Here is a 24,045-nt window from a genome sequence, read left to right as displayed (position 1 = left end):
CCGAACCCCTTAAGGAGCACATCATGGCACTGGACAACGAGACCCCAGTGAACTCGCTAGGTTTTGCAAAATCGCCCGCGGACACCCGCGTCGTTGTCGCCATGTCAGGCGGTGTCGACAGCTCCGTGGTGGCGGCCTACCTGTCCGAACAGGGCTATGATGTGGTCGGTGTGACGCTGCAGCTTTATGATCACGGGGCAGCGCTGGCCAAGAAAGGCGCCTGCTGCGCGGGAATCGATATTCACGACGCCCGCCGCGTGGCGGAGGAACGTGGCTTTCCGCATTACGTGCTCGATTATGAGAACATTTTTAAGGATGCAGTGATCGACGAGTTCGCCGACAGCTATCTGGCCGGCGCGACGCCGGTGCCCTGCATCCGCTGCAATGAGCGCGTGAAGTTCAAGGATCTGTTGGAAACCGCCAAGGATCTGGAGGCCGACTGCATGGCCACCGGTCACTATATCCAGCGCAAGACGGGCGCCAACGGGCCGGAGCTGCACTCCGCCGCGGATGCCAACCGGGATCAGAGCTATTTCCTGTTCTCCACCACGCCGGAGCAGCTGGATTTCCTGCGCTTTCCGCTGGGACACCTGCCCTCCAAGGACGCCACCCGCGAGATGGCGGCGCAATACGGTCTGTCGGTGGCCGACAAGCCGGACAGCCAGGACATCTGCTTTGTGCCCAACGGCGACTATGCCTCGGTGATCGAGAAATTGCGCCCCGGCGCGGCGGAGCCCGGGCAAATCGTGCATGCAGATGGTCGTGTACTGGGCGAGCACAATGGCGTCATCCACTACACTATCGGCCAGCGCCGCGGCCTTGGCATCGGCGGCTTGAGCGAGCCGCTTTATGTGGTGAAGCTGGATGTGGACCAAAAGCAGGTCATCGTTGGCCCCAAGGAGATGCTGGCGACCCGCCGCGTGCCCGTACGTGAGATCAACTGGCTGGGCGATGAGCCCTTCACAAGTCGCGACGAATGGCATCTGAGCGTCAAGGTCAGGTCGACCCGCCCACCGCGCGATGCGATCATCCGACCGATCTCGGAGACCGAGGCGGAGGTGGAACTCTTCGCCGCCGAGGAAGGCATTTCGCCCGGTCAGGCCTGCGTGTTCTATGATCCCAATGGCAGCCGCATCTTCGGCGGCGGCTGGATCTGGCGCGGCGCCTGAAGCCCCTGTTCACGCCCGCGATCCACGTCGCGGGCGGATCAATCTTGCGGGAATTCACCTGATAGGGGCGCGTGACGCGGCTTAGCCCGGCAGCCGGGCCAGCACAGCACGGGCGGCCCGCACACCGGGCGCATCGCCGCCTTCACCGACCCTCTCCATCGTGAGGCGCATGGCGTCGAACTGCGCCTCAGGCGCCGCAAGCACGGCGTCCAGCTGGGTGGCGATCTTCTCTGCTGTGCAGTCGGGCCCGAGGCATTCCGGTACCACGCGGGTGTCACTGACCAGATTGACGAGCGTCACAGTGTCGATCAGCGCCATGCGCTTCATGATCTGCCAGGTCAGCCAGTTGAAACGGTAGGCGATAACCATCGGCGTGCGGGCCGCCGCCAGTTCCAGCGAAACCGTGCCCGAGGCCGCTAGCGCCAACCCTGCAGTGGCAAAGGCGGCGCGTTTGTGGGCGGCAAACTCCTCTGTGGTATATGCTGCAGGGTCCAGCACGAGGCAGCCAGCAGGCCAATCGGCAAGTTTTTCACGCACCAAGGGCGCCACATGCGCCGCCGCAGGCACCACGATCCTATGGTCCGGGTGGGAGGCGTGAAACTGCTGCAAGGCAGTGCCAAATACATCCGCCAACCGCCCCACCTCGGAGCGGCGCGATCCCGGCAGGGCCAGCAGCACCGGCGCATCGCCAAGATCATGCGCGGCGCGAAAATCCGCGATCTCCGCTTCAGTCGCCTTTGGCTCCGCCACCACCGGATGGCCGACAAAATCGCACTCCATCCCCGCGGCTTCCATAAAGGGTGGCTCGAACGGCAGCAGCGCGAGCACATGGTCGATGACCTTCGCCATCTTCGCCGCGCGCCCCGGACGCCAGGCCCAGACGGAAGGCGCAACGTAGTGCACGGTACGGATGTCGCTTGCGTCTTTCACCAGCTTTGCAACGCGCAGGGAAAAATCCGGGCTGTCGATGGTGATCATCACATCCGGCCGCAGTGCGACCACCGCATCGGCGGTCTCCTGAATGCGACGTTTGAGGTCGAAATACTTCGGCAGCACCTCGGCAATGCCCATGACGGAGAGTTCTTCCATCGGGAACTGCGAGCGGAGCCCCTCGGCCTGCATCTGGCTGCCGCCGACGCCTTCAAATGTCACCCCCGGCGCCAGTTCCTTAAGCCCGCGCATGAGCGCCGCGCCCAACCTGTCGCCAGAGGGTTCCCCGGCGAGGATGAACACCCGCAGGCTCATGTGATCAGACCTGCCGCAGCCAGAGGAACATGCCCCGGCGGTCACAGGCGGCAATCACCTCCTCGCGGTCGAGGACGATGACGCCTTCCGCCTCCAGAACGATACCGTTGAGGCCAGCCATGGCGGCGCCCTCCACCGTCGCCGGGCCAATGGTCGGCAGATCTGCACGGCGGTCCTGCCCGGCCTTCGGGGCCTTGTAGAACAAACCACCCTGCCCGTCCGGTCGCGTCGCGAGGCTGGCCAGCATCCAGTCGGTGCCAAACAGCGTCTCGATGGCGATGGCCTGACCGGCGCGCACCGCGCAGGCCTGTCCGATATCAGCGGCGCTGAGGCCAAAGGCAATCACCGAGGCACGCTCGGCGTCGGCCTTGTCGATCTCGCCGGGCTTGACCTGCGTGGGGACGCCTTCGTCCATCAGCAGGTCCGGTGCGATCTCATGCGCGCCCTTCACGGCAAAACCGCTCTCTTCGAGGATGGCGATCACCGCCCGCAGCGCGCCATCGTCACCGGCGGCAATCGCCGCCTGCAGCACTGGTACCAGCGGCAGGGTTGCCGCATCAATCGCCGACGGGTCGATCTGGGGCCGCGTCACCGCGCCCGCAAGGCAGATCTCCGTGACGTTTTCCGCCTTCAACTGTTCCAGAAAACTGCCCAGCTGTTCGAGGCGAAAGGTAATCTCCGCCTCCACCGTGTCAGGTTCCGATCCCGCCATGGCGCAAATCAGAGGGCGCTCCGGCAGACGTGCAATCAGTTCCGCGGGCAATGCCCCGCGACCGGCAATCAGTGCAATCATGGTTGGTGCCTCTCTCAGCCGCCGGGGGTCAGGAAATGACGGTCGCTCTCACCGGTGATGAAGGCGACGATTTCCTGCACATATTCGCTGTCGTTCTCTTCGCCCAGGCGGCGTGCACGCTCGGAGAAGGTGCCCTCGCCCTGCGCCAGCATCTGGAACGCGGCGCGCAGCGCGGTGATATCCGCCCGGTTGACGCCCCGGCGTTTCAGCCCCACAAGGTTCAGCCCGTCCAGCTCGCCGCGCGAGGCCTGAACAAGCCCGTAGGGAATGACATCATTGGTCACCATGGTGACCGCGCCGATGATGGCGCCGCGTCCGATCCGCACAAATTGATGGATGCCGGACAGACCGCCGATGATCACGTCGTCTTCAAGCACGCAATGGCCCGCCACCGCAGCGGAGTTCACCACGATCACCCGGTCGCCGACCTGCGCGTCATGGGCGATGTGACAGCCCGCCATGAACAGCCCGTCATCCCCGATCCGGGTCACACCGCCGCCGCCGTCGGTGCCGGCATTCACGGTCACATGCTCGCGGAAGCGGTTGCGTTTGCCGATCACGGTGCGGCATTTCTCGCCCTTGAACTTCAGATCCTGCGGGATCTCCCCCAACACCGAGAAGGAGAACACCACGGTGTCCTCGCCGATTTCGGTGTCGCCGGTGATCACCACATGGGACTTCAGAACCACGCGGTCGCCCAGTACCACCTCAGCGCCGACGATGCAGAAGGGGCCGATTTCGCAGCCTTCGCCGACAGTGGCACCATCCTCGATAATGGCGCTGGGGTGGATAGTGGTCATCAGCCGTCCTTTCCGTCGCGGTCAACCATGGCTGTGAACTCGGCTTCGGCAGCCAGCTCACCCTCAACGGTCGCGCGACCCGAGAATTTGAAGATCTTGCCGCCGGGCTTGCCGCGCAGGGTTTCCACGTGCATTTCCAGCACATCACCGGGTACAACCTTGCGGCGGAATTTGCATTTGTCGATGTTCATGAAATAGATCAGCATATCGCTGCCGATCTGATCCATCCCCACGCCCAGCATCACACCGGAGGTCTGTGCCATCGCCTCGACAATGGTGACACCTGGCATGATCGGCGTTCCCGGGAAGTGGCCCTGGAAATGCGGTTCGTTCATCGTGACGTTTTTGATGCCGCGCGCTGACTGATACCCGTCGATATCGACGACCTTGTCCACCAGCAGGAACGGATAGCGATGCGGCAGGATCTGTTGGATCAGGCCGATGTCGGCGCTCTTGAGGTCGGGATTTGCGTCAGCACTCATGGGTCAGCTTCCATTGGTTTTTTCAGATATTTGTCCTAGCAAGCCTGCCCGAACGGGGCAAGCTTAGGGCGGGTTGGTCCCGGTGGCCTCCGCGTCGTCCCCTTCGCCAAGGATAGCGTCGACACGCGCGATCGCCAGGTCTGTCACGTCGATGGCCTCCGCGCTGAGCAGCACACTGGATTGCTCCAGAATGGCCGCTGCGCCGGTTTCCGTCATGATTTGTTCCAGAATGGGGATAGAGGTTTCGCGGAACTCTCGTCGCGCCTCTTCGCGCGACGTCGTGATCTCCAGAAACTTGGCCTCCTGGGTTCGGCGGGTCTCCTGCACCTTCTCATCAAAGGCTTTGGCCAACGCACGAAAGGCATCAGGGTCGGTGGTGGACCGGCGTTCTGTCAGGTCCAGTTCTTCGGCGCGCAGCTCGGCTTCGATCCGGCGGTTTTCGGCCATCAGCACCGCACTTTGACCTTCCATCTCCCGCGCGATGCGCTGGCCATACGCACTTTCGGAGAACAACCGATCAGAGTGGATGGTCAACAACAGACTGCTTGGAATGCCGAGGTTCTGTTCCGGAGAAAAGCCACCAAGTCCAATGCCGGGCGTCAAACTCTGCGCCGATGCCCCGACGGAAAAGGACAGCCCGGCCATAAGCCCGGCTGCCCAGAACATTCGAACTACGAGGGTCCGTCGCAAGGTGTCAGAACCGTGCCTGAATGGTCAGGTCGAAATTCCGCTCTTTGTCGAACTCTTCCTTGGACAGCGCCTTGGAGAAGTTGAACCGGAGTGGCCCCAGACCAGTTGTCCACAATACCGAGAACCCGACCACATGACGGAACGATCCACCGCGCCCAACGACATTGCTACCGGCTGCGGCGTTCGAGTCATCAAGCCCCCAGAGGTTGCCAACGTCATAGAATAGACCACCACGGATCCCCAGCTCTTCAGGCAGACCCAAGGGGAACTCGGCATCGAAGCGTGCAACAGCGTAGAGGTTCCCCCCAAGCGCATCGTCATAGCTTCCAGACATATCCCGAGGGCCAACCCCGCCCGGCTCAAAGCCACGCAGCGTGTCCGATGACAGCAGGAAACGGTCGATGGTCCGGCTCTTGTTGTCGCCAAGCCAACCGAGATATCCGGTCTCAACGGTGGCACGCAGGGTGATTTCTTCGTTGAACACCAATTTCTGCGCGACAATCTTGCTGGTCGCACGGATATACTCGTTATCCCCGCCGAGGCCGGCATAGTCGAGGCCACTTTCGATCAGGAATCCCGCTGTCGGGTTCAAACCGGTGCGGCGGCTATCATAGGTAAACGTCGCACCGATAGAGCTGGTGGTGCGTTTGCCTTCTGCGATGTCAGCTTGCAGCACCGGACCCGCCCGATCATTGCCGTTGCTATCGAGGCCACGCGATTCCATCTCGTCGAGGTCAAGCGCATAGCGCAGCTGCAGCGACGTCGTATCACTGGCATCAAAGGTAATCGAGGGACGGAAAATCACAGAGGATGTGTCGTATTCCGAGTAGCTGGATTCCGTTTCGCTCAGACCCAGATCAATAGCGAATTGCAGATCCCGGCCCAAAAGCTTCGGCTCTACGAACCGCAACTTATACTCTTCGGTATCCTGAGCTGTGGAAATATTGAATGACAGCTGCTGACCTCGACCGAGGAAGTTCTTCTCGGATATCCCAATCGCGACCCCGATACCATCATCCACCGAGTAGGACCCGCCCAGCGTGAACGACCCAGTAGGCTGCTCTTCAACGTCGACATCCACGATGACATCATTCGGTGTGCTGCCCTGCCGCACGTCCACTTCGGATTGAGCAAAGAACCCAAGCGCACGGATACGCTCCGCACTGTTGCGGATCTCACGTTGATTGAGAGGATCGCCCTCGACGATTTTGAACTGACGACGGATCACCCGGTCAAGCGTGGTTGTATTGCCCTCAATGTCGATGCGTTCGACAAAGATCCGTGGGCCTCGCACCATCGCAAACTCCACATCCAGCGTCAGGTCGCGGTCATTGCGGGTGACGCGCGGCTCGACCCGCAGGAAGTCGATCCCTTGGCGCACGGCCAATTGTTCGAGCGTTTCGATGGCATTCTCGATCACCAGAGGCGAGTATGTTACCCCACGCTTCAGGCGCAGCTTGCTGCGATAGACATCCGGATCGGCATTGGCAAACTCGCTGGTCACGGTGATGTCGCCGAACTCGAACTTTTGCCCTTCGGTCACGTCCACAACAAGGAAGGCCGCATCGCGTTCCTTCGTCACCTCAGCGTTGACGCTGTTGACCTGGAAATCGACATAACCACGCGACCGGTAGAAATCGGTCAGCACCTGACGGTCAAACTGGATCCGGTCTTCGATCAGCGTGTCACGGTTGATGAGAGCGCGCAGGAAGGTCGCCTGCTTGGTCTCCAGAACTCGACGCAAACGCCGGTCAGAGAAGGCGCGGTTGCCCACGAAGGAGACGCGCTCCACCTCGACGGTATCGCCTTCGGAAATCTCGAACACCAGGTCGACGCGGTTGTCGTTCCGGCGGATGATGCGCGGTGTCACTCTGGAGGCCAAACGCCCCTGAGCGCGGTACAGGTCAGCGATCGCTCCGGCGTCCCGCTCGGCCTGATCGGCGCTGAACACACGACGCGGCGAGGATTCAATCACCTCGGACAGCGCATCGTCTTTCAGGCGCTTGTTGCCTTCGAAATTGATCCGGCTGATGGTCGGATATTCCACCACCTTGATGACCAGAGTGTTGCCGCGGGGGACAAGCTCCACCGCCTCGAACAGACCACTGTCAAACACGCCTCGATAGGCATCATTCAAGGCACCGGCGCTGACCGTTTCGCCGCGACCAAGGCCCGTATAGGCAACGATGGTCGAGCTTTGTATTCGCTGGTTGCCTTCGACACGAACATTCGTGAACCGATAGTCCTGAGCCTGCAGGGACATTGGCGCCAAGCCAATCCCGAAGGCAAGTACCGCGGAAAGTGCGGTGGACCCGAGAAAACCTTTATTAGAAACGGACATTTCACTCTCCCGGCGCGCATCACGGGCAGATGCCGCGTTTTTCCCCCAGATCATCAGTTTAAACCCAATTATTATAGCAGCTTGAAAAGTGCGTACCGGGTTTACACGCGGTTGTCAAAAACAAGAAAAGCAGCGGGGCGACGACCGCTGCTTTTCTCACACAAGGAGGCCATGTAAGCCCCGGAAAATATGTCGCGTTTCCTACCGTCTCAAAAAACAGAGGCGATCCACGTTCCAACCGCCATCGCAGCGGAGATGGCCCCGATGAACAAGACCCGGTCTGCATTGAGGCGGGCCAACAGGCCAAGCCCGGCACAGGACTGCTGTAGCGTTTGCATGATTGTTCCCCATCGCTCAATCCTCCGACCCGCGGGCCGGAATCACTCACGATCCAATGCTAGTTCGGATTTGTGGCAAGATCGGGGCAGCAAAGGGGCAGATGCGCCATCCACATGCCCCCCTGCCTGATCATTTGCGCGCTCAGCAGAACAGCAGATCGTTGCTGACGGAGAACAACATCAACCCAAGGATCATCGTCAGACCGATCATCATCAGAACCTGCATGGCCCGGTCATTGGGCGGGCGGCCCGTGATGGCCTCATAGGCGAAGAACACCAGATGTCCGCCGTCTAGCACCGGAACCGGAAACAGGTTCAAGAGACCAATCCCCGTAGACAGTGCCGCGATGAGCCAGATGAAGTTCACCGCGCCCTGGCTCGCCAACGTGCCCGACATCTCGGCGATGGCAACCGGGCCGGAGAGGTTGCAGGTGCTGATCTGACCAGTGATCATATGCTTCAACCCGGACAGAGATTGCTCGATCATGCGCCAGACCTGAGCCGCCCCCTGCCCGACCGCCAACCAAGGCGACACGGATTCGCGGGCCGGTTCAAACGCCAGCCCACCGGCAATGCCGATCCGCCAATTGGTCTGAAAACCACCGTCTGCGGTTGGCTCGTCCGTGCGGCGCGGGCTGAGGATCAGCTCCCGCGTCTCACCTGCGTTCCAGACCGTGAGAGACAGCGGCGCGCCTTCACCCTCCTCGACCCGTTCCTTCAGTTGCGAGAACGCGAAGATTTCCCCGTCATCCACGGCGACAATAACGTCGCCTTCGCGCAGACCTGCATCAGATGCGGCGCTGCGTGGGGCCACACCGGTCACGATGCTCGGCATCAGATAAGGGCCGCGCGCCACCATCTCGTTGCCATCGCGCGCCACGCGATAATCCAGTATCTTTTCAACAGGCACGCTGCCCTCAAACGCGCGCCATGCCACACCGTCCGAAAAATCCGGCGTCTCGATGCCAGCGACCGCCAGGATTTCGTCTCCGGGCTCAAGCGTATAGCCCTCTGCCGGAAGATCCTTGATCGACCCCACGGCAAGCGGTTCCTGCATCTGACCTCGGCTGAGGTTCACGCCGGTAAAGATGACAATCGCCAGAATGAAGTTAAAGATCGGCCCTGCCGCCACTGTCGCAGCCCGCGCCCAGAGCGGGGCACCATGCATGGTCTTGCGCAGCAATTCCGGATCGGTCTCGGCTGCGGAAATCGCTCCCGCATCCTTACCCGAGGCGGCATCCGCATCCCCGAGGAACTTCACAAACCCGCCAAGTGGGAACGCGGCCAACTGCCAGCGGGTGCCACGTTTATCGACACGGCTGGCCAGCACCGGACCAAAGCCAAGTGAGAACACCTCCGGATGGATGCCGCACCAACGCCCGACGATGTAATGGCCATATTCGTGCACGGCCACAATGATCGAAAGCACCACGACGAAACTGCCGACCGTGTAGAGGAACCCGCCCAGTTGCGAGACCAGAGATACTGCGTCCAAAACTCTATCCTGTTCGTTGCGTCACAACCTGATCCACCGCATCACGCGACAAACCATCAACTCGGGTGACGTTTTCAAGTGTCATTGAGGCGTCAATAAGACCCGCCTCGGCCTCCAGCGACGCCAATACCTGCTCAGTTATGTCGGCCATGTCCAGAAAGCCAATGTGACCCGCGATAAAGTGATCAAGCGCGCGTTCTTTGGCGCCATTGAAGGCCGCACCGCACAGACCACCGCGCCGCATCACCTCCTGCGCCAGACGCAGCGCCGGATACCGCGCCAGATCCGGCGCGCGAAACTCCAGCTTGCCGATGGAGGCCAGATCCAGCCGGGCCACGGGCAGTGACCGGCGCTCAGGCCAATGCAGCGCATACCCGATGGCATGCCGCATGTCGGGGGCACCAAGATGGCTCATCAAGGCGCCATCTCGGAAACCGACCAGCGCATGCACCAGTGATTGCGGATGCACCAGCACCTCGATCTGCTCAGGCGCTACGCCAAAGAACTCTCTCGTTTCAATGACTTCCAGCGCCTTGTTGAACATGGATGCACTGTCCACGGTGATCCGTTGCCCCATGTCCCAATTGGGGTGGGACGACGCCTGCGCCAGTGTCGCGGTCCTCAGATCTGCAAGCGGCCAGTCTCGGAATGCGCCACCGGAAGCGGTGATGATGATCCGCTCGACCTCGTCGATCCGCTCGCCGACAAGCGCCTGAAACACTGCGGAATGCTCGCTGTCGACGGGAAGGATACGGGCACCGTGCGCTTCTGCGGTTTTCATCAACAGCCGTCCGGCACACACCAGTGATTCCTTGTTGGCGAGCGCCAGCGTGCTGCCCTGTTCCAGCGCCCGTAGCCCCGGTGCAAGCCCGGCCGCCCCGACGATCGCCGACATGATCCAGTCGGCGGGACGGCTTGCGGCCTCCACCAGCGAATCTGCGCCGGCCGCCGCTTCGACATCACTGCCCGCAAGCGCCGCGCGCAGCTCTGGCAACCGGTGGTCGTGCGCGGTAATGGCAACCTCGGCGCGTAGCTCAATAGCATCGCGCGCAAGCTGCGCAATATTGTGCCCGCCGCTCAGTGCCACGATGTCATAGGCCTCGGGATCACGTCGGATCAGATCAATGGTGTTCTGCCCGATGGAGCCGGTTGCCCCGAAAATAGATATTTTTCGCATCAGAAACTCGTTTTTCATCCGTCCAACGCGCTGGACGCGATCAGGGGGTCACCCCCAGGTGATGGCGATCAGGAAACACAGGGCGCCCGCGCCCAGCATACCGTCAAAGCGATCAAAGACGCCGCCATGTCCTGGAATGAGCTGACTGGAGTCCTTGACATTCAAACGTCGCTTCAGCGCGCTTTCGGCGATATCGCCGGCCTGGCTCGCCATGGCAACACCGGCGGAGATCCAGATGAGGTTTGCAGGCAGTCCCGCCAGAAGCGCAAACAGCAGCCCGACCACCGCAGCAGCGGCCCAGCCCCCCGCTGTACCGGACCATGTTTTCTTAGGGCTGACGGCAGGCCAGAACTTGCGCCCGCCAAAATGCTTGCCAACGAAGTATCCCGCCACATCCGTCGCAACCACCACGCAGATGAGCCAGAAGGTCCAGCTGACACCGTAAGCCTCTCGTAGCCAGATCAGGCCAAACCCGCCAAACAGCACCCACCCCGCCATTGCCAGAAAGGACCGACGCTGGCGTTCGAGTATCCAGGCGCCAAACACCAGCGGAAAGGCCAGAACAAGAGGCGTCACCACAAGCGGCAGAAAGGAGGATACGAACACCGTCAGCGCGGCAACCGCCCCGCAACCGATGGCGGAGAGCGACAGGTCAGCGTCGTACATCCGCAGCATTTCCCAGAACACTGCCCCAACAGCGACAGAGACGAAGACCGCAAAGGCCACGCCACCAAAATGAATGGATGCGCCCCCCAAGCCAAGCAACACTATGGCAGAGAGCGTGCGTGCGCCGAGATCGGACCAGCGCCCCGCTTTGGGACCTGGCGAAGAGCCCTGAGCGCTCATGTCTTGACCGCGCCGAACCGACGGTCCCGACGGCCATAACTGCTGCACAACCGCCCCAGTTCCTCGGCAGTGAAATCGGGCCAGAGCGTATCGATGAACTCATACTCGGCATAGGCAGACTGCCACAGCAGGAAATTCGAGATCCGCGCCTCGCCCGAGGTCCGGATCACCAAATCGGGGTCCGGCAGCACATGGGTGTCAAGGTACCGCGGCAGGGTTTCCTGATCCACGCTTTCGGGATCCAGCTTGCCGCTCGCCACATCCTGCGCCAGCCGTTTGGTGGCGCGGGCGACCTCGTCGCGTCCACCGTAGTTCAGGGCGATGGTCAGGTGCGTGCCATCGTTGCCCGCGGTCTCTCGTTCCAGCGCATCCATCAGCTGGATCAGCTTGGCATCGAGTTTGACCCGGTCACCAATAAACCGCACCCTGACATTTTTGGCGGCCAGCGCTTTCATCTCCTTGGAGATATAGCGGCGAAACAGGCTCATGAGGCCCGCGACCTCCACCTGTGTGCGTTTCCAGTTCTCGGTCGAGAAGGCAAATATCGTCAGGTACTTGACGCCAAGGCCCGGGCAGCACTCGACAACCTCGCGCACCCGTCGGGCGCCTGCGTGGTGGCCGAACAACCGTGGCCGCCCGCGCATCTGCGCCCAACGGCCATTGCCATCCATGATGATCGCCACATGCCTCGGGCCGCCACCGGAGCCCGGTGACGCTGTGTCTGTTCCGGCCTTGGCCGGGGCTCCGCGGTTCGTCCCGAGTGACATAATGGCTGATCAGACCTGCATGATTTCGGCTTGTTTGGTTTCCAACGCGTCGTCGATGACCTTGATCATCTTGTCGGTCAGTTCCTGCACCTCGGCCTCCCAGAACTTCTGGTCATCCTCGGACATGCCATCGGCTTTGGCTTTCTTGATCTGATCCATGCCGTCGCGGCGCACGTTGCGGATCGACACACGGGCGTGTTCGGTATACTGGCCCGCCACCTTGGTCAGTTCACGGCGACGTTCCTCGTTCAGCTCCGGAATCGGCAGCATGATGATGGTGCCATTGAGCTGCGGATTAATGCCAAGCCCGCTTTCGCGGATCGCTTTTTCCACCTTGTTGACCAGGCCTTTGTCCCAGACGTTGATGGTGACCATGCGAGGTTCCGGCACGTTCACGGTGCCCACCTGGTTGATCGGTGTCATCGAGCCATAGGCATCCACCATCACCGGTTCCAGCATGGAACCAGAGGCGCGCCCGGTCCGCAAAGATGCAAATTCGGTTTTCAGGTTGGCCAGGGCACCGTCCATGCGGCGCTTCAGATCGTCGGTGTCGAGTTCGAAGTTTTCAGACATGCTGCTCTCCCCTTGCTTGAGGCGGTCTTGAGGACGGCTATTACGCCATCATATGTGTATTGTATAGCGATCTCAGTGGGTAAATACCCGCGAAACCGGCAGTTGAACGCAATTTTGCAGGCAGAACGCGCATCGCAACACCGACCCGCGCCCTGCCCCAAAGCCCCTCACGCGGTTCAGCCGTGAACCTTGGTATAGGTGCCTTCTCCGGCCAAAACGCCGCGAAACCCGCCCGGTTCATCAAGGCTAAAGACGATCAGCGGCAGGCTGTTGTCCCGCGCCAGCGCGATGGCCGAGGCATCCATGACCTTGAGCCGTTTGGCGAGCACATCATCATAGCTGATGCTGTCGTAGCGTTTGGCTTCCGGGTTGGTCTTGGGGTCCATGTCATAGACACCATCAACACCGTTCTTGCCCATGAAGATGGCTTCGCAGTTCATCTCGTTGGCACGCAGAGTCGCGGCGGTGTCGGTGGTGAAATAGGGATTGCCCGTGCCTGCGGCAAAGATGCAGACCCGCTTTTTCTCCAGGTGGCGCACGGCACGGCGGCGAATGTAGGGTTCTGCAACCTCATCCATCCGAATGGCCGAGATGACACGGGTGAAGACACCTTCATCCTCCAGCGCCGACTGCATCCCCAGCGCGTTCATCACGGTGGCCAGCATTCCCATGTAGTCTGCAGTGGTACGCTCCATCCCCTGCGCCGACCCGGACAGGCCGCGGAAGATGTTGCCGCCGCCGATGACCATGCAGATCTCGACGCCGAGATCATGCACGGATTTCACTTCCTGGGCGATTCTGCGCACGGTTGGCGGATGCAGGCCGAAGCCCTGCGTCCCCATGAGGGCCTCGCCGGAAATCTTCAACATCACACGGTTATAGCCTGCGGCCGTCGAGACGTCCGGTTGATCTGAGCTCTGGGGCATGTTGCGCTCCGCAATATGTCGGGGTTAAATCTCGCGGCAAAATGAAGCAAAAGCGGCCAAGGATCAATCCGAACGGCCGGATTATTGCCGATCCGGCCTCTGGCGGCCCTGCCCCGAACCAACTACGCAGCGGAAGACATTGATGGACCTAGATAAAATCTCCAGCGAATTACCTGTGCTGATTGCCGGTCCCACCGCATCGGGCAAATCCGCACTGGCGCTTGAGATCGCCGAACGGGATGGCGGGGTGATCATCAATGCGGATGCCAGTCAGATCTACGACTGTTGGCGCGTGGTGACCGCACGCCCGTCGCCGGCGGACGAATCCCGGGCACCGCACATGCTATATGGCCATCTGGCCTATGATGCCCCCTACTCTGCCGGACATTGGCTCCGTGAGGTGGCCCCGCTCTTAACGGGCCCCAAGCGCCCCATTATCGTCGGGGGGACCGGTCTTTACTTTCTCGCGCTGACCGAAGGACTGGCGGAGATCCCCGCCACCCCACCGCAGATCCGCACCGAAGGGGATCGCCTAAGCCTTGAGGACCTGAGCAAGGACCTGGACCCGAGGACCGCTGACCGCATCGACATGCAAAACCGCGCCCGTGTGCAGCGGGCTTGGGAAGTGTTGCGGGCCACGGGCCGTCCTCTCGCCGACTGGCAGGATGATACGCCGCCGCCCCTGCTGCCGCGTACCGCCTGCACCGGACTGGTGATGGAGACAGACAAGGAGTGGCTCGAAGCGCGCATCCGTCGCCGTTTCGCCCAGATGCTCGATCAGGGGGCGCTGGATGAAGCGCGCGCGATGCTGGACCGCTACGATCCGGCGCTTCCCTCCTGCAAGGCGATCGGCGTGCCGGAGCTGATGGCCTATCTCTCTGGCACGCTCAGCCTGTCGGAGGCCGAGGAGCAAGCCTCGATCGCCACCCGGCAATACGCCAAACGGCAGCGCAGTTGGTTTCGGTCACGCATGTCGAAATGGGCAAAAGTCAGCCCTGAATCGTAAAAACGGGTCTAAAATCCCACAAAACGGAGGGCCACCGCCGGAATGCCGGTAAACCTTGCAATAAAATTGATCGAATCATCGGCGCGAGTCACTGTCGTCTGATCAACTACGCAAAAAGTACAGTCAGCTCCGCCATGCCTTTTGACCCAAACGCTTCTGGTCCACTGGACGTCAGCCCTCTGCTACGGCTTCTGTCCGGCGGCGCATGGCAGATCGAACTGGCGCATGAGCGCGACTGTCACCTGCTGGTGTGGGTCACACGCGGTCAGGGGCGTGCATTGCTGGATGGACACTGTCGCGGTTTCGGATCGCACACGGTGCTTTGTATACCCGCTCGCACCTTGTTCTCTCTTGAAATTGGTCGTCAGAGCTTTGGTCAGGTGTTGCGCATCGACGAGACCATGCCCTGCGGGTTGCCCGAAACGCCAATGCAGATCCGCATAAATGACATGCAAGAGCAAGCGCGCCTTACTGCGTTTTTCGACGCAATGCTGCGCGAACAGCAGCTTGATGACGATCATGCCGCACGCGCGATTTGCAGCTACGCAGATCTTGTCGGCATCCAGCTACAGCGGCTCTGGGCGAAGGCGCCCGAAAACAACAGGGCGCATGCTGCACGTCGTCTGTGCCGAGCGTTCTGCGCCAGGCTGGCTCAGGATGCCGAAGGGGCCTTCAACATGGCCGGACACGCGGCCGAGCTTGACGTGACGCCAACGCATCTGACCCGCGTCTGCCGACAGGAAACCGGCAAGACCGCTGCGGCGCTGTTGACGGAACGCCAATTGCACGCCGCACGTAGTTTGCTGATCCGGACCACATTGCCAATGCGCGACATTGCACAGAGTTTGGGCTTTGGGAGCGCTGCATATTTCACGCGCTTCATCACTCAGCACACCGGCGAAACGCCTAGCACCCTGCGCAAGCTTGCGCGGAAGGACCCCGGCCCTCAGGCCATGCGTCACTGAAATCTCGCCGCTTAACCCGCGCGCTGTACAGTCCTGTCGATTTCACAAAAACGACGTAGAAAATGTCGCATTTTTGCTCTTGAGTGCCGATACTGTGCATTGACCTCATGGCTCAACTGATGCCGTATAGAGGGGTTGGAGAAACATTGTGACAATTCAAACACCTCAGCACGACACAGCATTGCCGGCGCATGGGGGCCACACTCGCGCGGACGCCCGCCCAACACATGTCTAGAACAGGGAGACATCGATGACCACCACCACACTCAAGAGCTCGACCACCCATTGGGCGGCAGAGATGCACGCGCAGGAACTTAAGTCTGGCAAGCTGTCCCGGCGTGAATTCCTGACCCGTGCCACCGCTCTGGGCGTCTCGGCTGTAGCCGCTTATGGGATGATCGGCCTGACCGCCCCCGCGCGCGCTGCGGGCGACATGCAGGAAGGCGGCACCATCCGGGTGCAGATGAACGTCCGCGGCCTGAAGGATCCGCGCACCTATGACTGGTCCGAAATCGGCAACGAGAGCCGCGGCACGCTGGAATATCTGGTTGAGTACAACAACGACGGCTCTTTCACCCCGATGCTGCTGGAAAGCTGGGAAGTCAACGACAGCGCCGATGAATACACCCTGAATGTCCGCAAGGGCGTGAAGTGGAACAACGGCGATGACTTCACCGCCGAGGACGTCGCGCGCAACATCGCCGGATGGTGCGATAAGGGCATGGAAGGCAACTCCATGGCCGGTCGTTTCGGCACCCTGATCGACCCCGACACCAACCAAGCGATCGAGGGCGCGATCGAGGTGGTCGACAGCCACACCGTGAAGCTGAAGCTGCCAAACTCCGACATCTCGATCATTCCGGGCATGGCGGACTACCCGGCGGCGATCACCCATGCCAGCTTTAGCGCGGATGATGCACAGAACGCGGTCGGCACCGGCCCCTATCTGATCTCCGAACTCGAGGTCGGCGTAAAATGCACCCTGACCCGCAACGAGGACCATACCTGGTGGGGCGAAGAGGTCTTTGGTCGTCCCGCATTGGACAGCATCGAATACATCGACTTCGGCACCGACCCGTCCTCTTGGCTCTCCGCGCTGGAAGCGGAAGAAGTGGACATGCTCTACGAATCCGTTGGTGAATTCATCGACGTGATGGACTCGCTGGGTTTTGTGAAGTCCGAAGTTGTAACCATGTCCACCATCGTGATCCGTCCCAACCAGCTGGCCGAGATCGATGGCAAGAAGCCCTATGCCGATCAGCGCGTGCGCAAGGCCTTGCAGATGGCGATCGACAATGATGTCTGCCTGGAACTGGGCTATGGCAACCGCGGTGTTGTCGCCGAACACCACCATGTCGGCCCGGCGCACCCGGAATATGCTGAACTGCCCAAGCAGGAAGTCGATGTCGAAGGCGCCCGCGCCCTGATGGAAGAAGCCGGCATGATGGATTTCGAGCACGAGATCATCTCCATCGACGACGACTGGCGCAAGAATACCACCGACGCCGTGGCCGCGCAGCTGCGCGACGCGGGTTTCAAGGTGAAGCGCACTGTTCTGCCCGGCTCCACCTTCTGGAACGACTGGACCAAGTATCCGTTCAGCTCCACCAACTGGAACCACCGTCCGCTTGGCGTGCAGATCTGGGCTCTGGCCTACCGCTCCGGCGAGGCCTGGAACGAGTTCGGCTGGGCCAACGAAGAGTTCGACGCGCTTCTGGCCGATGCGTTGGCGATTGCCGATGTCGACAAGCGTCGCGAAGTCGTCGCCAAGGCTGAAAAGTTGATCCAGGACGAAGGCGTGACCATTCAGCCTTACTGGAAATCGCTGTTCCGCCACATGCGCGAAGGCGTCACCGGTGCGGACATGCACATCTCCTACGAGCATCACCACTACAAATGGGGCTGGGCGGCCTGATCTCTGATCGGCCACATCCTCTTGGCTTGCCCCCGACCTCTGTGCCGGGGGCGGCCAGCTATCAACGATAAGACCAAACAATAAGACGGCCCCCCCGATCCGGAAGACCCAGTTCCGGCACGCATCAGGGCCAGCTGACCGCCAGTCTGCAGGGGATCAAATGGGACTATTCATATTACGTCGTTCAGGCGTGATGATCATTACGGCGTTGTGCCTGACGTTCATCGTGTTCTTTCTGACAAATCTCTATCCAAACCTTGAAAAGCTCGCCAAGACCGAAGGCAACTTCCGCATGTCGGACGAGGCCGTCGCAAGCTGGCTGGAGAAAAATGGCTATGCGCAACCTGTTGTCGTGAAGTACGGCCAATGGCTTGGCGTCATGCCCGGATGGACCCGCACAGCTGACGGTGAGGTCACCGGACGATGTATTGATGGCACCGCAACACCGGACGAGGCCGCCACCGCACCACGCTATTGTGGCATCATCCAGGGTGACTGGGGATATTCCACCCGCTTCAAGACAGGTGTCGGTGACATCATCGAAACCAGGCTTGGCAACACCGGGTACCTGATGATGTGGGTGCTGATCCTGATGGTCCCCTCGGCGCTGATCATTGGCGTTCTTGCGGGCATGCGCGAAGGCTCTGCCACTGACCGGTCGCTGTCGACGCTCTCGATCATGACCACCGCAACGCCGGAATATGTCTCCGGGGTGATTTTCATCGCGGTCTTTGCCTCCTCCACCGTGGGGCTGAAATGGTTCAAGGGCACCGCAACGGCGGCGATGGAGAATCCCACGTTCGAGAACTTCTTCCTGCCGGTGCTGACAATCGCGCTCTACGGCATGGGCTACATCGCGCGGATGACCCGGGCCTCGATGACCGAGGTGATGACAGCCCAATACATCCGCACCGCGCGACTGAAGGGCGTGAGCTTTCCCAACATCGTTCTGAAACACGCCCTGCGCAATGCGCTGATCGCCCCCTTCACCGTCATCATGCTGCAATTTCCCTGGCTGCTGAACGGCGTGGTGATTGTGGAAAGCCTGTTTAACTACAAGGGCTTTGGCTGGGCATTGGTCGAGGCCGCAAGCAACAATGACATCGAGCTGCTGCTCGCCGTCTCTGTTGTTTCCGTCGTGGTGGTTCTGCTGACGCAGCTGATTTCCGATATCGGCTATGTGTTCCTGAACCCACGCATTCGTATCTCATAAGGCAGGAGGCATTTCATGGATCCCTTGACCTGGACTGGCGCTCTTGCCTTCCTTAACCCGATCTACCAGATCACGCTCGTGCTGCTGGTCGCAGCGCTGGCAATCTGGATCATCACATCCGTCATCAGTGCCGGCACCCGGCAGGTGGCCAACGCTGATGGCTCCTTCACCCTCGCGGGCAATCCGCAAGCAATGGCGAACCTCGGCGTCAAACTTACCTTTCTGGTGGTCGCCATCCTGTCCCTTGCCTATTTGCTGCTTGGACTGATCCTGGGCACAAACGCAGGTATCGTCGGTGCCATGTCGCGGCAGATGCTGCCCACATGGACTGCGCTGGTGGTGCTTTTCGCCCTTTCGATCACATTCAAGCGGCGGCTTGGCCTTTATGGCAAACTCTTCGACAGCCCAATCGGGATGATCGGCTTTGGATTGGTGATGTTCTGGGTATTCACCGGCATCTTTGGCGCCATGGACCTGATCGCCACCCATGATCCGCTGGGACAGGCCTCGGGTATGAAGAACAAGGTGCCCGGCACGCCCCTGCGCGGAGCCGAGGAAGGCGAATATGCCTGGTACCTGCTCGGCGGCGACAACCTGGCACGCGACGTGTTCTCTCGCATGGTCAAGGGCGCCTGGGAGGTGCTGAAATACGCCCCGCTCGCCACGCTTTTTGCCTTCATGGTAGGGATCACACTCGGTCTGCCGGCGGGCTATTACGGCGGTCGCCTCGACACGCTGCTGTCCTTTCTCGCCAACCTCATCCTCGCATTCCCGGTGATCCTGCTGTTCTACCTGCTGGTGACACCCGAAATCGTGGCAACGGGGTTGCCGCAGTTCATGGCCGTGGTGCTCTTTGCCTTCCCGATGGTGTTCTGCGGCGTGCTGATCCACTCGCGGTTCCGCACTCAGCCCGGCAAGGATTACATGTGGCTGGCGATCGTACTGGTACCGATCTTCCTGCTGTATATGTCGTTGATCAATGAAAATGGCAGCAAGATCGACTTCTGGCCGCTCGACTTCTTTGACATTCCCGGCGGTGTGCTGGTGGTGTTTGTCTCGGTGGTCTTCGTGAACTCGCCCACCGTGTTCCGGATTGTCCGGGGGCTCGCCATGGACATCAAGACCCGCGACTATGTGGCGGCCGCGCAGACCCGCGGCGAGCGCGCCTGGTACATCATGTTGTGGGAGATCCTGCCCAACGTGCGCGGCCCGCTGATCGTCGATTTCTGCCTGCGCATCGGCTACACCACGATCCTGTTGGGTACGCTCGGCTTTTTCGGCCTCGGCCTGCCGCCAGAAAGCCCTGACTGGGGGTCGACCATCAATGATGGGCGCAAGCTGTTGTCGATCTACCTGCATCCGGCCCTGCCGCCCGCTGTGGCGCTGATGAGCCTGGTGCTGGGGCTGAACCTGCTGGCCGATGGCCTGCGCGAAGAAAGCCTCAAGGACTGAGACAATCATAGCCGGGGGCGCTGCCCCCGGACCCCGAGATATATTGGGCAAAAAGAAGCACGTGAGACTTCGACCGGCCCACCAGGGAGACCAAGATGAGCAAACTTGCAGAGTATGACGGTCCGATCCTCGAGATTGACAAGCTGTCGATCTCCTTCTTCACCCGCCTGCGTGAAATTCCCGCTGTGATGGATTTCTCTGTCGCCGTGCAACCCGGAGAGGCGGTGGGTCTGGTCGGCGAATCCGGCTGTGGCAAATCCACCGTGGCGCTGGGCGTGATGCAGGATCTGGGCAAGAACGGACGCGTGGTTGGTGGGTCGATCAAGTTCAAGGGTCGTGATCTGTCGGAGATGAGTACGGAAGAGCTGCGCGACGTGCGGGGCAATGAGATCGCGATGATCTACCAGGAGCCAATGGCCTCCCTGAACCCGGCGATGAAGATCGGCAAACAGCTGATGGAAGTGCCGATGATCCACGAAGGCCTGAGCGAGAAAGACGCCCATGCCCGGGCGCTTGAGGTCGTGACAGATGTGAAATTGCCTGACCCCAAGCGGATGCTGAACTCCTATCCGCATCAGCTCTCGGGTGGTCAGCAGCAACGCATCGTCATCGCCATGGCCTTGATGTCGAAGCCGTCGTTGCTGATCCTCGACGAGCCCACCACAGCGCTTGACGTGACCGTGGAGGCCGCCGTGGTCGAACTGGTCAAGGATCTGGGCAAGAAATACGGCACATCGATGCTGTTCATCTCGCATAACCTCGGCCTGGTACTGGAGACTTGCGACCGGATTTGCGTGATGTATTCCGGCGAGGCGGTGGAGCGTGGCTCGATCGAGGATGTGTTCGATGACATGCGTCACCCCTACACGCAGGCGCTGTTCCGCTCGATCCCGCTGCCCGGTGCCGACAAGAACGCGCGCCCACTGGTGGCGATTCCTGGCAATTTCCCCCTGCCCCATGAACGCCCCACAGGCTGCAACTTCGGTCCACGCTGCGATTACTTCGAGGCCGGGCGCTGTGATGCAGGTGACATTCTGATGGAGCCGGTACCGGACAACGAACGCCACCACACCCGCTGTCTGAAGTTTCAGGAAATCGACTGGAACGCCCCCATCGACGTGGGTGAACAAAAGGCCAAGACCGAGCCGGGCCGGGTCGTTCTGAAGATGGACAACCTCAAGAAATACTACGAGGTGGCCGCCAACGCGCTGTTTGGTGGTGGTGCCAAGAAGGTGGTCAAGGCCAATGAAACGCTGAGCTTTGAGGCCCGCGAATCCGAGACCCTTGCCATCGTCGGCGAGTCAGGCTGTGGCAAATCCACCTTCGCCAAGGTGCTGATGGGGCTGGAGACGGCCACCGAAGGCGAGATCCTGTTGGACAATCACAACATCGAACAGATCCCGATCCAGAACCGTGATGCCAGCACCATTGCCGACGTGCAGATGGTATTCCAGAACCCCTTTGACACGCTGAACCCGTCGATGAGCGTGGGCCGTCAGATCATTCGGGCGCTGGAGATATTTGGCATCGGCGACAGCGATGGCGCGCGCAAACAGCGCATGCTTGAACTGCTGGATCTGGTAAAACTGCCCCGCGCCTTTGCAGATCGCATGCCGCGGCAGCTGTCTGGCGGTCAGAAACAGCGGGTGGGCATCGCCCGCGCCTTTGCCGGTGGCGCACGCATCGTGGTGGCGGATGAGCCCGTCTCGGCGCTCGATGTGTCCGTGCAGGCGGCGGTGACCGATCTGCTGATGGAAATCCAGCGCAATGAGAAGACCACTCTCTTGTTCATTTCCCATGATCTGTCGATCGTGCGCTACCTGTCGGACCGGGTGATGGTGATGTACCTCGGCCATGTGGTCGAGCTGGGCGATACCGATCAGGTATTCTCGCCCCCCTATCATCCCTATACCGAAGCCTTGTTGTCGGCGGTTCCGATTGCCGACACCTCGATCAAGAAAACGCATATCGTGCTGGAGGGGGACATTCCTTCGGCGATGGACCCGCCGTCAGGCTGTCCGTTCCAGACCCGTTGTCGCTGGAAGTCTCAGGTTCCAAACGGGCTCTGTGACAAGGAGGTGCCGCCGATCCGCACGCTGGCGGGCGGGCATCAGATCAAATGTCACCTCAGCGACGATATCCTCGAGAGCATGGAGCCCGTCATCAAGATTGCAGCCGAATAATGTCTCGAACGCCGCGGCGACGCGGCGCAGGCAACTGAGCTTCGAAACAAAAGGCCTCACCCATCTCGGGTGAGGCCTTTCCATATGGCCGATCCGCATCGGATCATGCGCGGGGATTCTTCCGCCACGCATGGTCCTGAGCCGTTCAGCGCAGGGTTGCGTCAAAGCTTTCCCAAGCTTCAACCCAACGTTCACCGCCGAGCGCGTCGAGCACAGGCTGAAGGTGCTCCTCATAGGCGTGCCATTGACCTTGCGTATCCGGCGACAGTTCTTCCTGACCAAGCTTTTTGCCAATGGTATCAAGGTCACAGAGCGCGACAGGCGACAGGCACGCTTCTTGGAAATCAAGACCTGCATGTTCCAGCAGCGTGCTGATCTGCGCTTTGGGGTCCTCGACCAGCGCGGCGTAGGACTGCATGCGCATCGCATCACCAAGCGTTGCCGCATAGTTGGTGGCAGACGCATAAACCGTGCGCATCACATTGGCGATCCACTCCGGACGCGAGGCCAGCGCGTTGCCGTTCAGCACGTTCGAGGCGATATTGGCCAGTGCCGTATCCATCGGATGACGCGACATGAAGATGAACTTTGCCTCCGGGAACAGGAACTGTGCCAGCGCAAACTCAAGACAGCCCAGCGGATGTGCATCCACGATCGTCTTGCCACCGGCAACCTGACCACCCAGAGCACGCTCCAGGTAATACTGGCGGAAGATGTCGATTTCTTCTGCGCTCAGCTGGTCCATCCAGTCCCAGTAGTTGCACGGGCGGTTCGTCTTCGCCAGATGCATGCGAATGGCACCATGGGTGCGCGACATCGCAGAGTTCTCGCCAACGCTGAACACGCCCGGATGCTTTGCCAGGATACGCTCTACCAGACCGGTTCCGGCCATCGGCATACCGCCAACAAAGACGAATTTCGGCAGCATCGAGCCATCCTCAGAGGGCGGGCGCGGCTCGAACATTTGCTCCTGTTCGGCGACCATTTCGTCAAAGATCGCCGGTGCAAACGGGCCTGCCACTTCCTGACGGGCCGACTGGAACAGCGTGAACGCAACGTCCGCCTCGCCAGAGGCATGCGCGATCTGGGCCAGCGCGTTATGGATCAGGGCACGGTGTTTGCTGTCCAGATCGTCGCGTTCGGACAGCGCCAGAATTCTCTGTGCATAAAGGCTGTCGACAGAGAAGGTCTCAATCCCATTGAGGGCCGTCAGAGCGGGCACCGAATTGGGGGTGCGTTTCAGGACCTCCTCAAAGGCCTGCGTCGCGCCCGACAGGTCTCCCTTGCTTTGGAGCATGAGGCCCAGCTTGCCCCAGGCCGCCGCATCCTCGGGGTAGCTTTCGACCACATGGCGCATGACCTTGATCGCATTGTCATAGTCGCGCATCTCGAAAAAGCAGTCTGCGGTACGTTCCAGCAGGCCAAGATCCAGCTCACCAGATTGTACAAAGGGCAGCATCACGCTGAGAGAGCGCGCAAATTTGCCCGTGGCCATAAGGCCGTCGACGGTTGCGAATGCCTCGGTCAAGGCATCGGGAGTGTGGCTGTTTTCTACCAGCATGTGTTGTTCGCCCTTCTGTAACGATGGGCTGAATGTGCGTCAGAGAAGTGAATCAGCGGTAAAGCACTTGGTTCGAATTTGTGGCTTTTTCTTGGAATTTAACGCGGC

21 protein-coding genes are annotated in these 24,045 nt (G+C 60.7%); 7 read left to right on the top strand and 14 right to left on the bottom strand.

Annotation, left to right across the window (positions count from 1 at the left end):
* The first annotated feature begins 23 nt into the window (after positions 1–23).
* Positions 24–1,169: a tRNA 2-thiouridine(34) synthase MnmA gene (mnmA, locus tag CLV89_RS12630; RefSeq protein ID WP_106164031.1), complete on the top strand. Its 1,146-nt coding sequence runs from the start codon at positions 24–26 to the stop codon at positions 1,167–1,169.
* An 81-nt stretch (positions 1,170–1,250) separates the two neighbouring features.
* On the opposite strand, the gene lpxB is transcribed toward mnmA, so the two are convergent.
* The 13 genes from lpxB to pyrH all read right to left on the bottom strand — a co-directional run bounded on the left by lpxB (position 1,251) and on the right by pyrH (position 13,642).
* A complete protein-coding gene (gene lpxB, locus CLV89_RS12625; RefSeq protein ID WP_106164030.1) occupies positions 1,251–2,414 on the bottom strand; it encodes a lipid-A-disaccharide synthase in 1,164 nt (387 codons plus the stop codon).
* A gap of 4 nt (positions 2,415–2,418) precedes the next feature.
* Positions 2,419–3,207, bottom strand: a complete 789-nt coding sequence (locus CLV89_RS12620) for an LpxI family protein (RefSeq protein WP_106164029.1) — start codon at positions 3,205–3,207, stop codon at positions 2,419–2,421.
* A 14-nt stretch (positions 3,208–3,221) separates the two neighbouring features.
* Positions 3,222–4,007, bottom strand: a complete 786-nt coding sequence (lpxA, locus tag CLV89_RS12615; protein WP_106164028.1) for an acyl-ACP--UDP-N-acetylglucosamine O-acyltransferase — start codon at positions 4,005–4,007, stop codon at positions 3,222–3,224.
* On the bottom strand, positions 4,007–4,489 hold the full coding sequence (gene fabZ, locus CLV89_RS12610) for a 3-hydroxyacyl-ACP dehydratase FabZ (protein ID WP_106164027.1): 483 nt from the start codon (positions 4,487–4,489) through the stop codon (positions 4,007–4,009). Before fabZ ends, lpxA begins: the two co-directional genes overlap by 1 nt.
* 63 nt (positions 4,490–4,552) lie before the next feature.
* A complete protein-coding gene (locus CLV89_RS12605) occupies positions 4,553–5,134 on the bottom strand; it encodes an OmpH family outer membrane protein (RefSeq protein WP_207796929.1) in 582 nt (193 codons plus the stop codon).
* A 49-nt stretch (positions 5,135–5,183) separates the two neighbouring features.
* Complete coding sequence (gene bamA / locus CLV89_RS12600) at positions 5,184–7,520, bottom strand: outer membrane protein assembly factor BamA (RefSeq protein WP_106164025.1); 2,337 nt, start codon at positions 7,518–7,520, stop codon at positions 5,184–5,186.
* A 209-nt stretch (positions 7,521–7,729) separates the two neighbouring features.
* Entirely contained in the window at positions 7,730–7,858 is a 129-nt protein-coding gene (locus CLV89_RS23145; RefSeq protein ID WP_279327910.1) for a hypothetical protein, read from the bottom strand.
* A 142-nt stretch (positions 7,859–8,000) separates the two neighbouring features.
* On the bottom strand, positions 8,001–9,353 hold the full coding sequence (rseP, locus tag CLV89_RS12595) for an RIP metalloprotease RseP (RefSeq protein ID WP_106164024.1): 1,353 nt from the start codon (positions 9,351–9,353) through the stop codon (positions 8,001–8,003).
* Between the two features lie 4 nt (positions 9,354–9,357).
* A complete protein-coding gene (gene dxr / locus CLV89_RS12590) occupies positions 9,358–10,530 on the bottom strand; it encodes a 1-deoxy-D-xylulose-5-phosphate reductoisomerase (RefSeq protein ID WP_106164126.1) in 1,173 nt (390 codons plus the stop codon).
* Between the two features lie 48 nt (positions 10,531–10,578).
* Positions 10,579–11,376, bottom strand: a complete 798-nt coding sequence (locus tag CLV89_RS12585) for a phosphatidate cytidylyltransferase (RefSeq protein WP_106164023.1) — start codon at positions 11,374–11,376, stop codon at positions 10,579–10,581.
* Positions 11,373–12,143, bottom strand: coding sequence for an isoprenyl transferase (locus tag CLV89_RS12580; RefSeq protein ID WP_207796924.1), 771 nt, complete (start codon positions 12,141–12,143; stop codon positions 11,373–11,375). The genes CLV89_RS12585 and CLV89_RS12580 overlap by 4 nt, the downstream gene beginning before the upstream one ends.
* A 9-nt stretch (positions 12,144–12,152) precedes the next feature.
* Complete coding sequence (frr, locus tag CLV89_RS12575; protein WP_106164021.1) at positions 12,153–12,716, bottom strand: ribosome recycling factor; 564 nt, start codon at positions 12,714–12,716, stop codon at positions 12,153–12,155.
* A gap of 176 nt (positions 12,717–12,892) precedes the next feature.
* The gene (pyrH, locus tag CLV89_RS12570; RefSeq protein WP_106164020.1) at positions 12,893–13,642 is read right to left on the bottom strand and encodes a UMP kinase; all 750 of its coding nucleotides are present in this window, start codon (positions 13,640–13,642) and stop codon (positions 12,893–12,895) included.
* Between the two features lie 142 nt (positions 13,643–13,784).
* Here pyrH and miaA point away from each other — a divergent pair, with 142 nt between their 5' ends.
* The 6 genes from miaA to CLV89_RS12540 all read left to right on the top strand — a co-directional run bounded on the left by miaA (position 13,785) and on the right by CLV89_RS12540 (position 22,376).
* On the top strand, positions 13,785–14,648 hold the full coding sequence (miaA, locus tag CLV89_RS12565; RefSeq protein ID WP_106164019.1) for a tRNA (adenosine(37)-N6)-dimethylallyltransferase MiaA: 864 nt from the start codon (positions 13,785–13,787) through the stop codon (positions 14,646–14,648).
* 134 nt (positions 14,649–14,782) lie between these two features.
* Positions 14,783–15,613, top strand: a complete 831-nt coding sequence (locus tag CLV89_RS12560; protein ID WP_106164018.1) for a helix-turn-helix transcriptional regulator — start codon at positions 14,783–14,785, stop codon at positions 15,611–15,613.
* A gap of 250 nt (positions 15,614–15,863) precedes the next feature.
* Positions 15,864–17,528 carry an ABC transporter substrate-binding protein gene (locus tag CLV89_RS12555; protein ID WP_106164017.1) on the top strand — a complete coding sequence of 555 codons (1,665 nt, stop codon included), beginning with the start codon at positions 15,864–15,866 and terminating at the stop codon, positions 17,526–17,528.
* 160 nt (positions 17,529–17,688) lie between these two features.
* Positions 17,689–18,741, top strand: coding sequence for an ABC transporter permease (locus CLV89_RS12550; protein ID WP_106164016.1), 1,053 nt, complete (start codon positions 17,689–17,691; stop codon positions 18,739–18,741).
* 15 nt (positions 18,742–18,756) lie between these two features.
* Entirely contained in the window at positions 18,757–20,193 is a 1,437-nt protein-coding gene (locus CLV89_RS12545; protein WP_106164015.1) for an ABC transporter permease, read from the top strand.
* 95 nt (positions 20,194–20,288) lie between these two features.
* Positions 20,289–22,376: a dipeptide ABC transporter ATP-binding protein gene (locus tag CLV89_RS12540; protein ID WP_106164014.1), complete on the top strand. Its 2,088-nt coding sequence runs from the start codon at positions 20,289–20,291 to the stop codon at positions 22,374–22,376.
* A 145-nt stretch (positions 22,377–22,521) separates the two neighbouring features.
* Here the strand turns inward: CLV89_RS12540 and CLV89_RS12535 are convergent, their stop codons facing one another.
* Positions 22,522–23,937, bottom strand: coding sequence for a tetratricopeptide repeat-containing sulfotransferase family protein (locus CLV89_RS12535; RefSeq protein ID WP_106164013.1), 1,416 nt, complete (start codon positions 23,935–23,937; stop codon positions 22,522–22,524).
* Positions 23,938–24,045: the final 108 nt, after the last annotated feature.

The organism is Tritonibacter scottomollicae (assembly GCF_003003215.1).
Taxonomy (GTDB): Bacteria; Pseudomonadota; Alphaproteobacteria; order Rhodobacterales; family Rhodobacteraceae; genus Epibacterium; species Epibacterium scottomollicae.
This window is presented reverse-complemented; position numbering and strand designations above follow the sequence as displayed.

Coding starts and splice junctions, on each gene's coding strand:
- CLV89_RS12560 (WP_106164018.1), top strand. CDS start 14,783: ATGCCTTTTGACCCAAACGCTTCTGGTCCACTGGACGTCAGCCCTCTG.
- bamA (WP_106164025.1), bottom strand. CDS start 7,520: ATGTCCGTTTCTAATAAAGGTTTTCTCGGGTCCACCGCACTTTCCGCG.
- lpxB (WP_106164030.1), bottom strand. CDS start 2,414: ATGAGCCTGCGGGTGTTCATCCTCGCCGGGGAACCCTCTGGCGACAGG.
- lpxA (WP_106164028.1), bottom strand. CDS start 4,007: ATGACCACTATCCACCCCAGCGCCATTATCGAGGATGGTGCCACTGTC.
- miaA (WP_106164019.1), top strand. CDS start 13,785: ATGGACCTAGATAAAATCTCCAGCGAATTACCTGTGCTGATTGCCGGT.
- CLV89_RS12585 (WP_106164023.1), bottom strand. CDS start 11,376: ATGAGCGCTCAGGGCTCTTCGCCAGGTCCCAAAGCGGGGCGCTGGTCC.
- CLV89_RS12535 (WP_106164013.1), bottom strand. CDS start 23,937: ATGCTGGTAGAAAACAGCCACACTCCCGATGCCTTGACCGAGGCATTC.
- CLV89_RS12580 (WP_207796924.1), bottom strand. CDS start 12,143: ATGTCACTCGGGACGAACCGCGGAGCCCCGGCCAAGGCCGGAACAGAC.
- frr (WP_106164021.1), bottom strand. CDS start 12,716: ATGTCTGAAAACTTCGAACTCGACACCGACGATCTGAAGCGCCGCATG.
- mnmA (WP_106164031.1), top strand. CDS start 24: ATGGCACTGGACAACGAGACCCCAGTGAACTCGCTAGGTTTTGCAAAA.
- CLV89_RS12620 (WP_106164029.1), bottom strand. CDS start 3,207: ATGATTGCACTGATTGCCGGTCGCGGGGCATTGCCCGCGGAACTGATT.
- CLV89_RS12605 (WP_207796929.1), bottom strand. CDS start 5,134: ATGGCCGGGCTGTCCTTTTCCGTCGGGGCATCGGCGCAGAGTTTGACG.
- fabZ (WP_106164027.1), bottom strand. CDS start 4,489: ATGAGTGCTGACGCAAATCCCGACCTCAAGAGCGCCGACATCGGCCTG.
- CLV89_RS12555 (WP_106164017.1), top strand. CDS start 15,864: ATGACCACCACCACACTCAAGAGCTCGACCACCCATTGGGCGGCAGAG.
- CLV89_RS12545 (WP_106164015.1), top strand. CDS start 18,757: ATGGATCCCTTGACCTGGACTGGCGCTCTTGCCTTCCTTAACCCGATC.
- CLV89_RS12540 (WP_106164014.1), top strand. CDS start 20,289: ATGAGCAAACTTGCAGAGTATGACGGTCCGATCCTCGAGATTGACAAG.
- pyrH (WP_106164020.1), bottom strand. CDS start 13,642: ATGCCCCAGAGCTCAGATCAACCGGACGTCTCGACGGCCGCAGGCTAT.
- CLV89_RS12550 (WP_106164016.1), top strand. CDS start 17,689: ATGGGACTATTCATATTACGTCGTTCAGGCGTGATGATCATTACGGCG.
- dxr (WP_106164126.1), bottom strand. CDS start 10,530: ATGCGAAAAATATCTATTTTCGGGGCAACCGGCTCCATCGGGCAGAAC.
- CLV89_RS23145 (WP_279327910.1), bottom strand. CDS start 7,858: ATGCAAACGCTACAGCAGTCCTGTGCCGGGCTTGGCCTGTTGGCCCGC.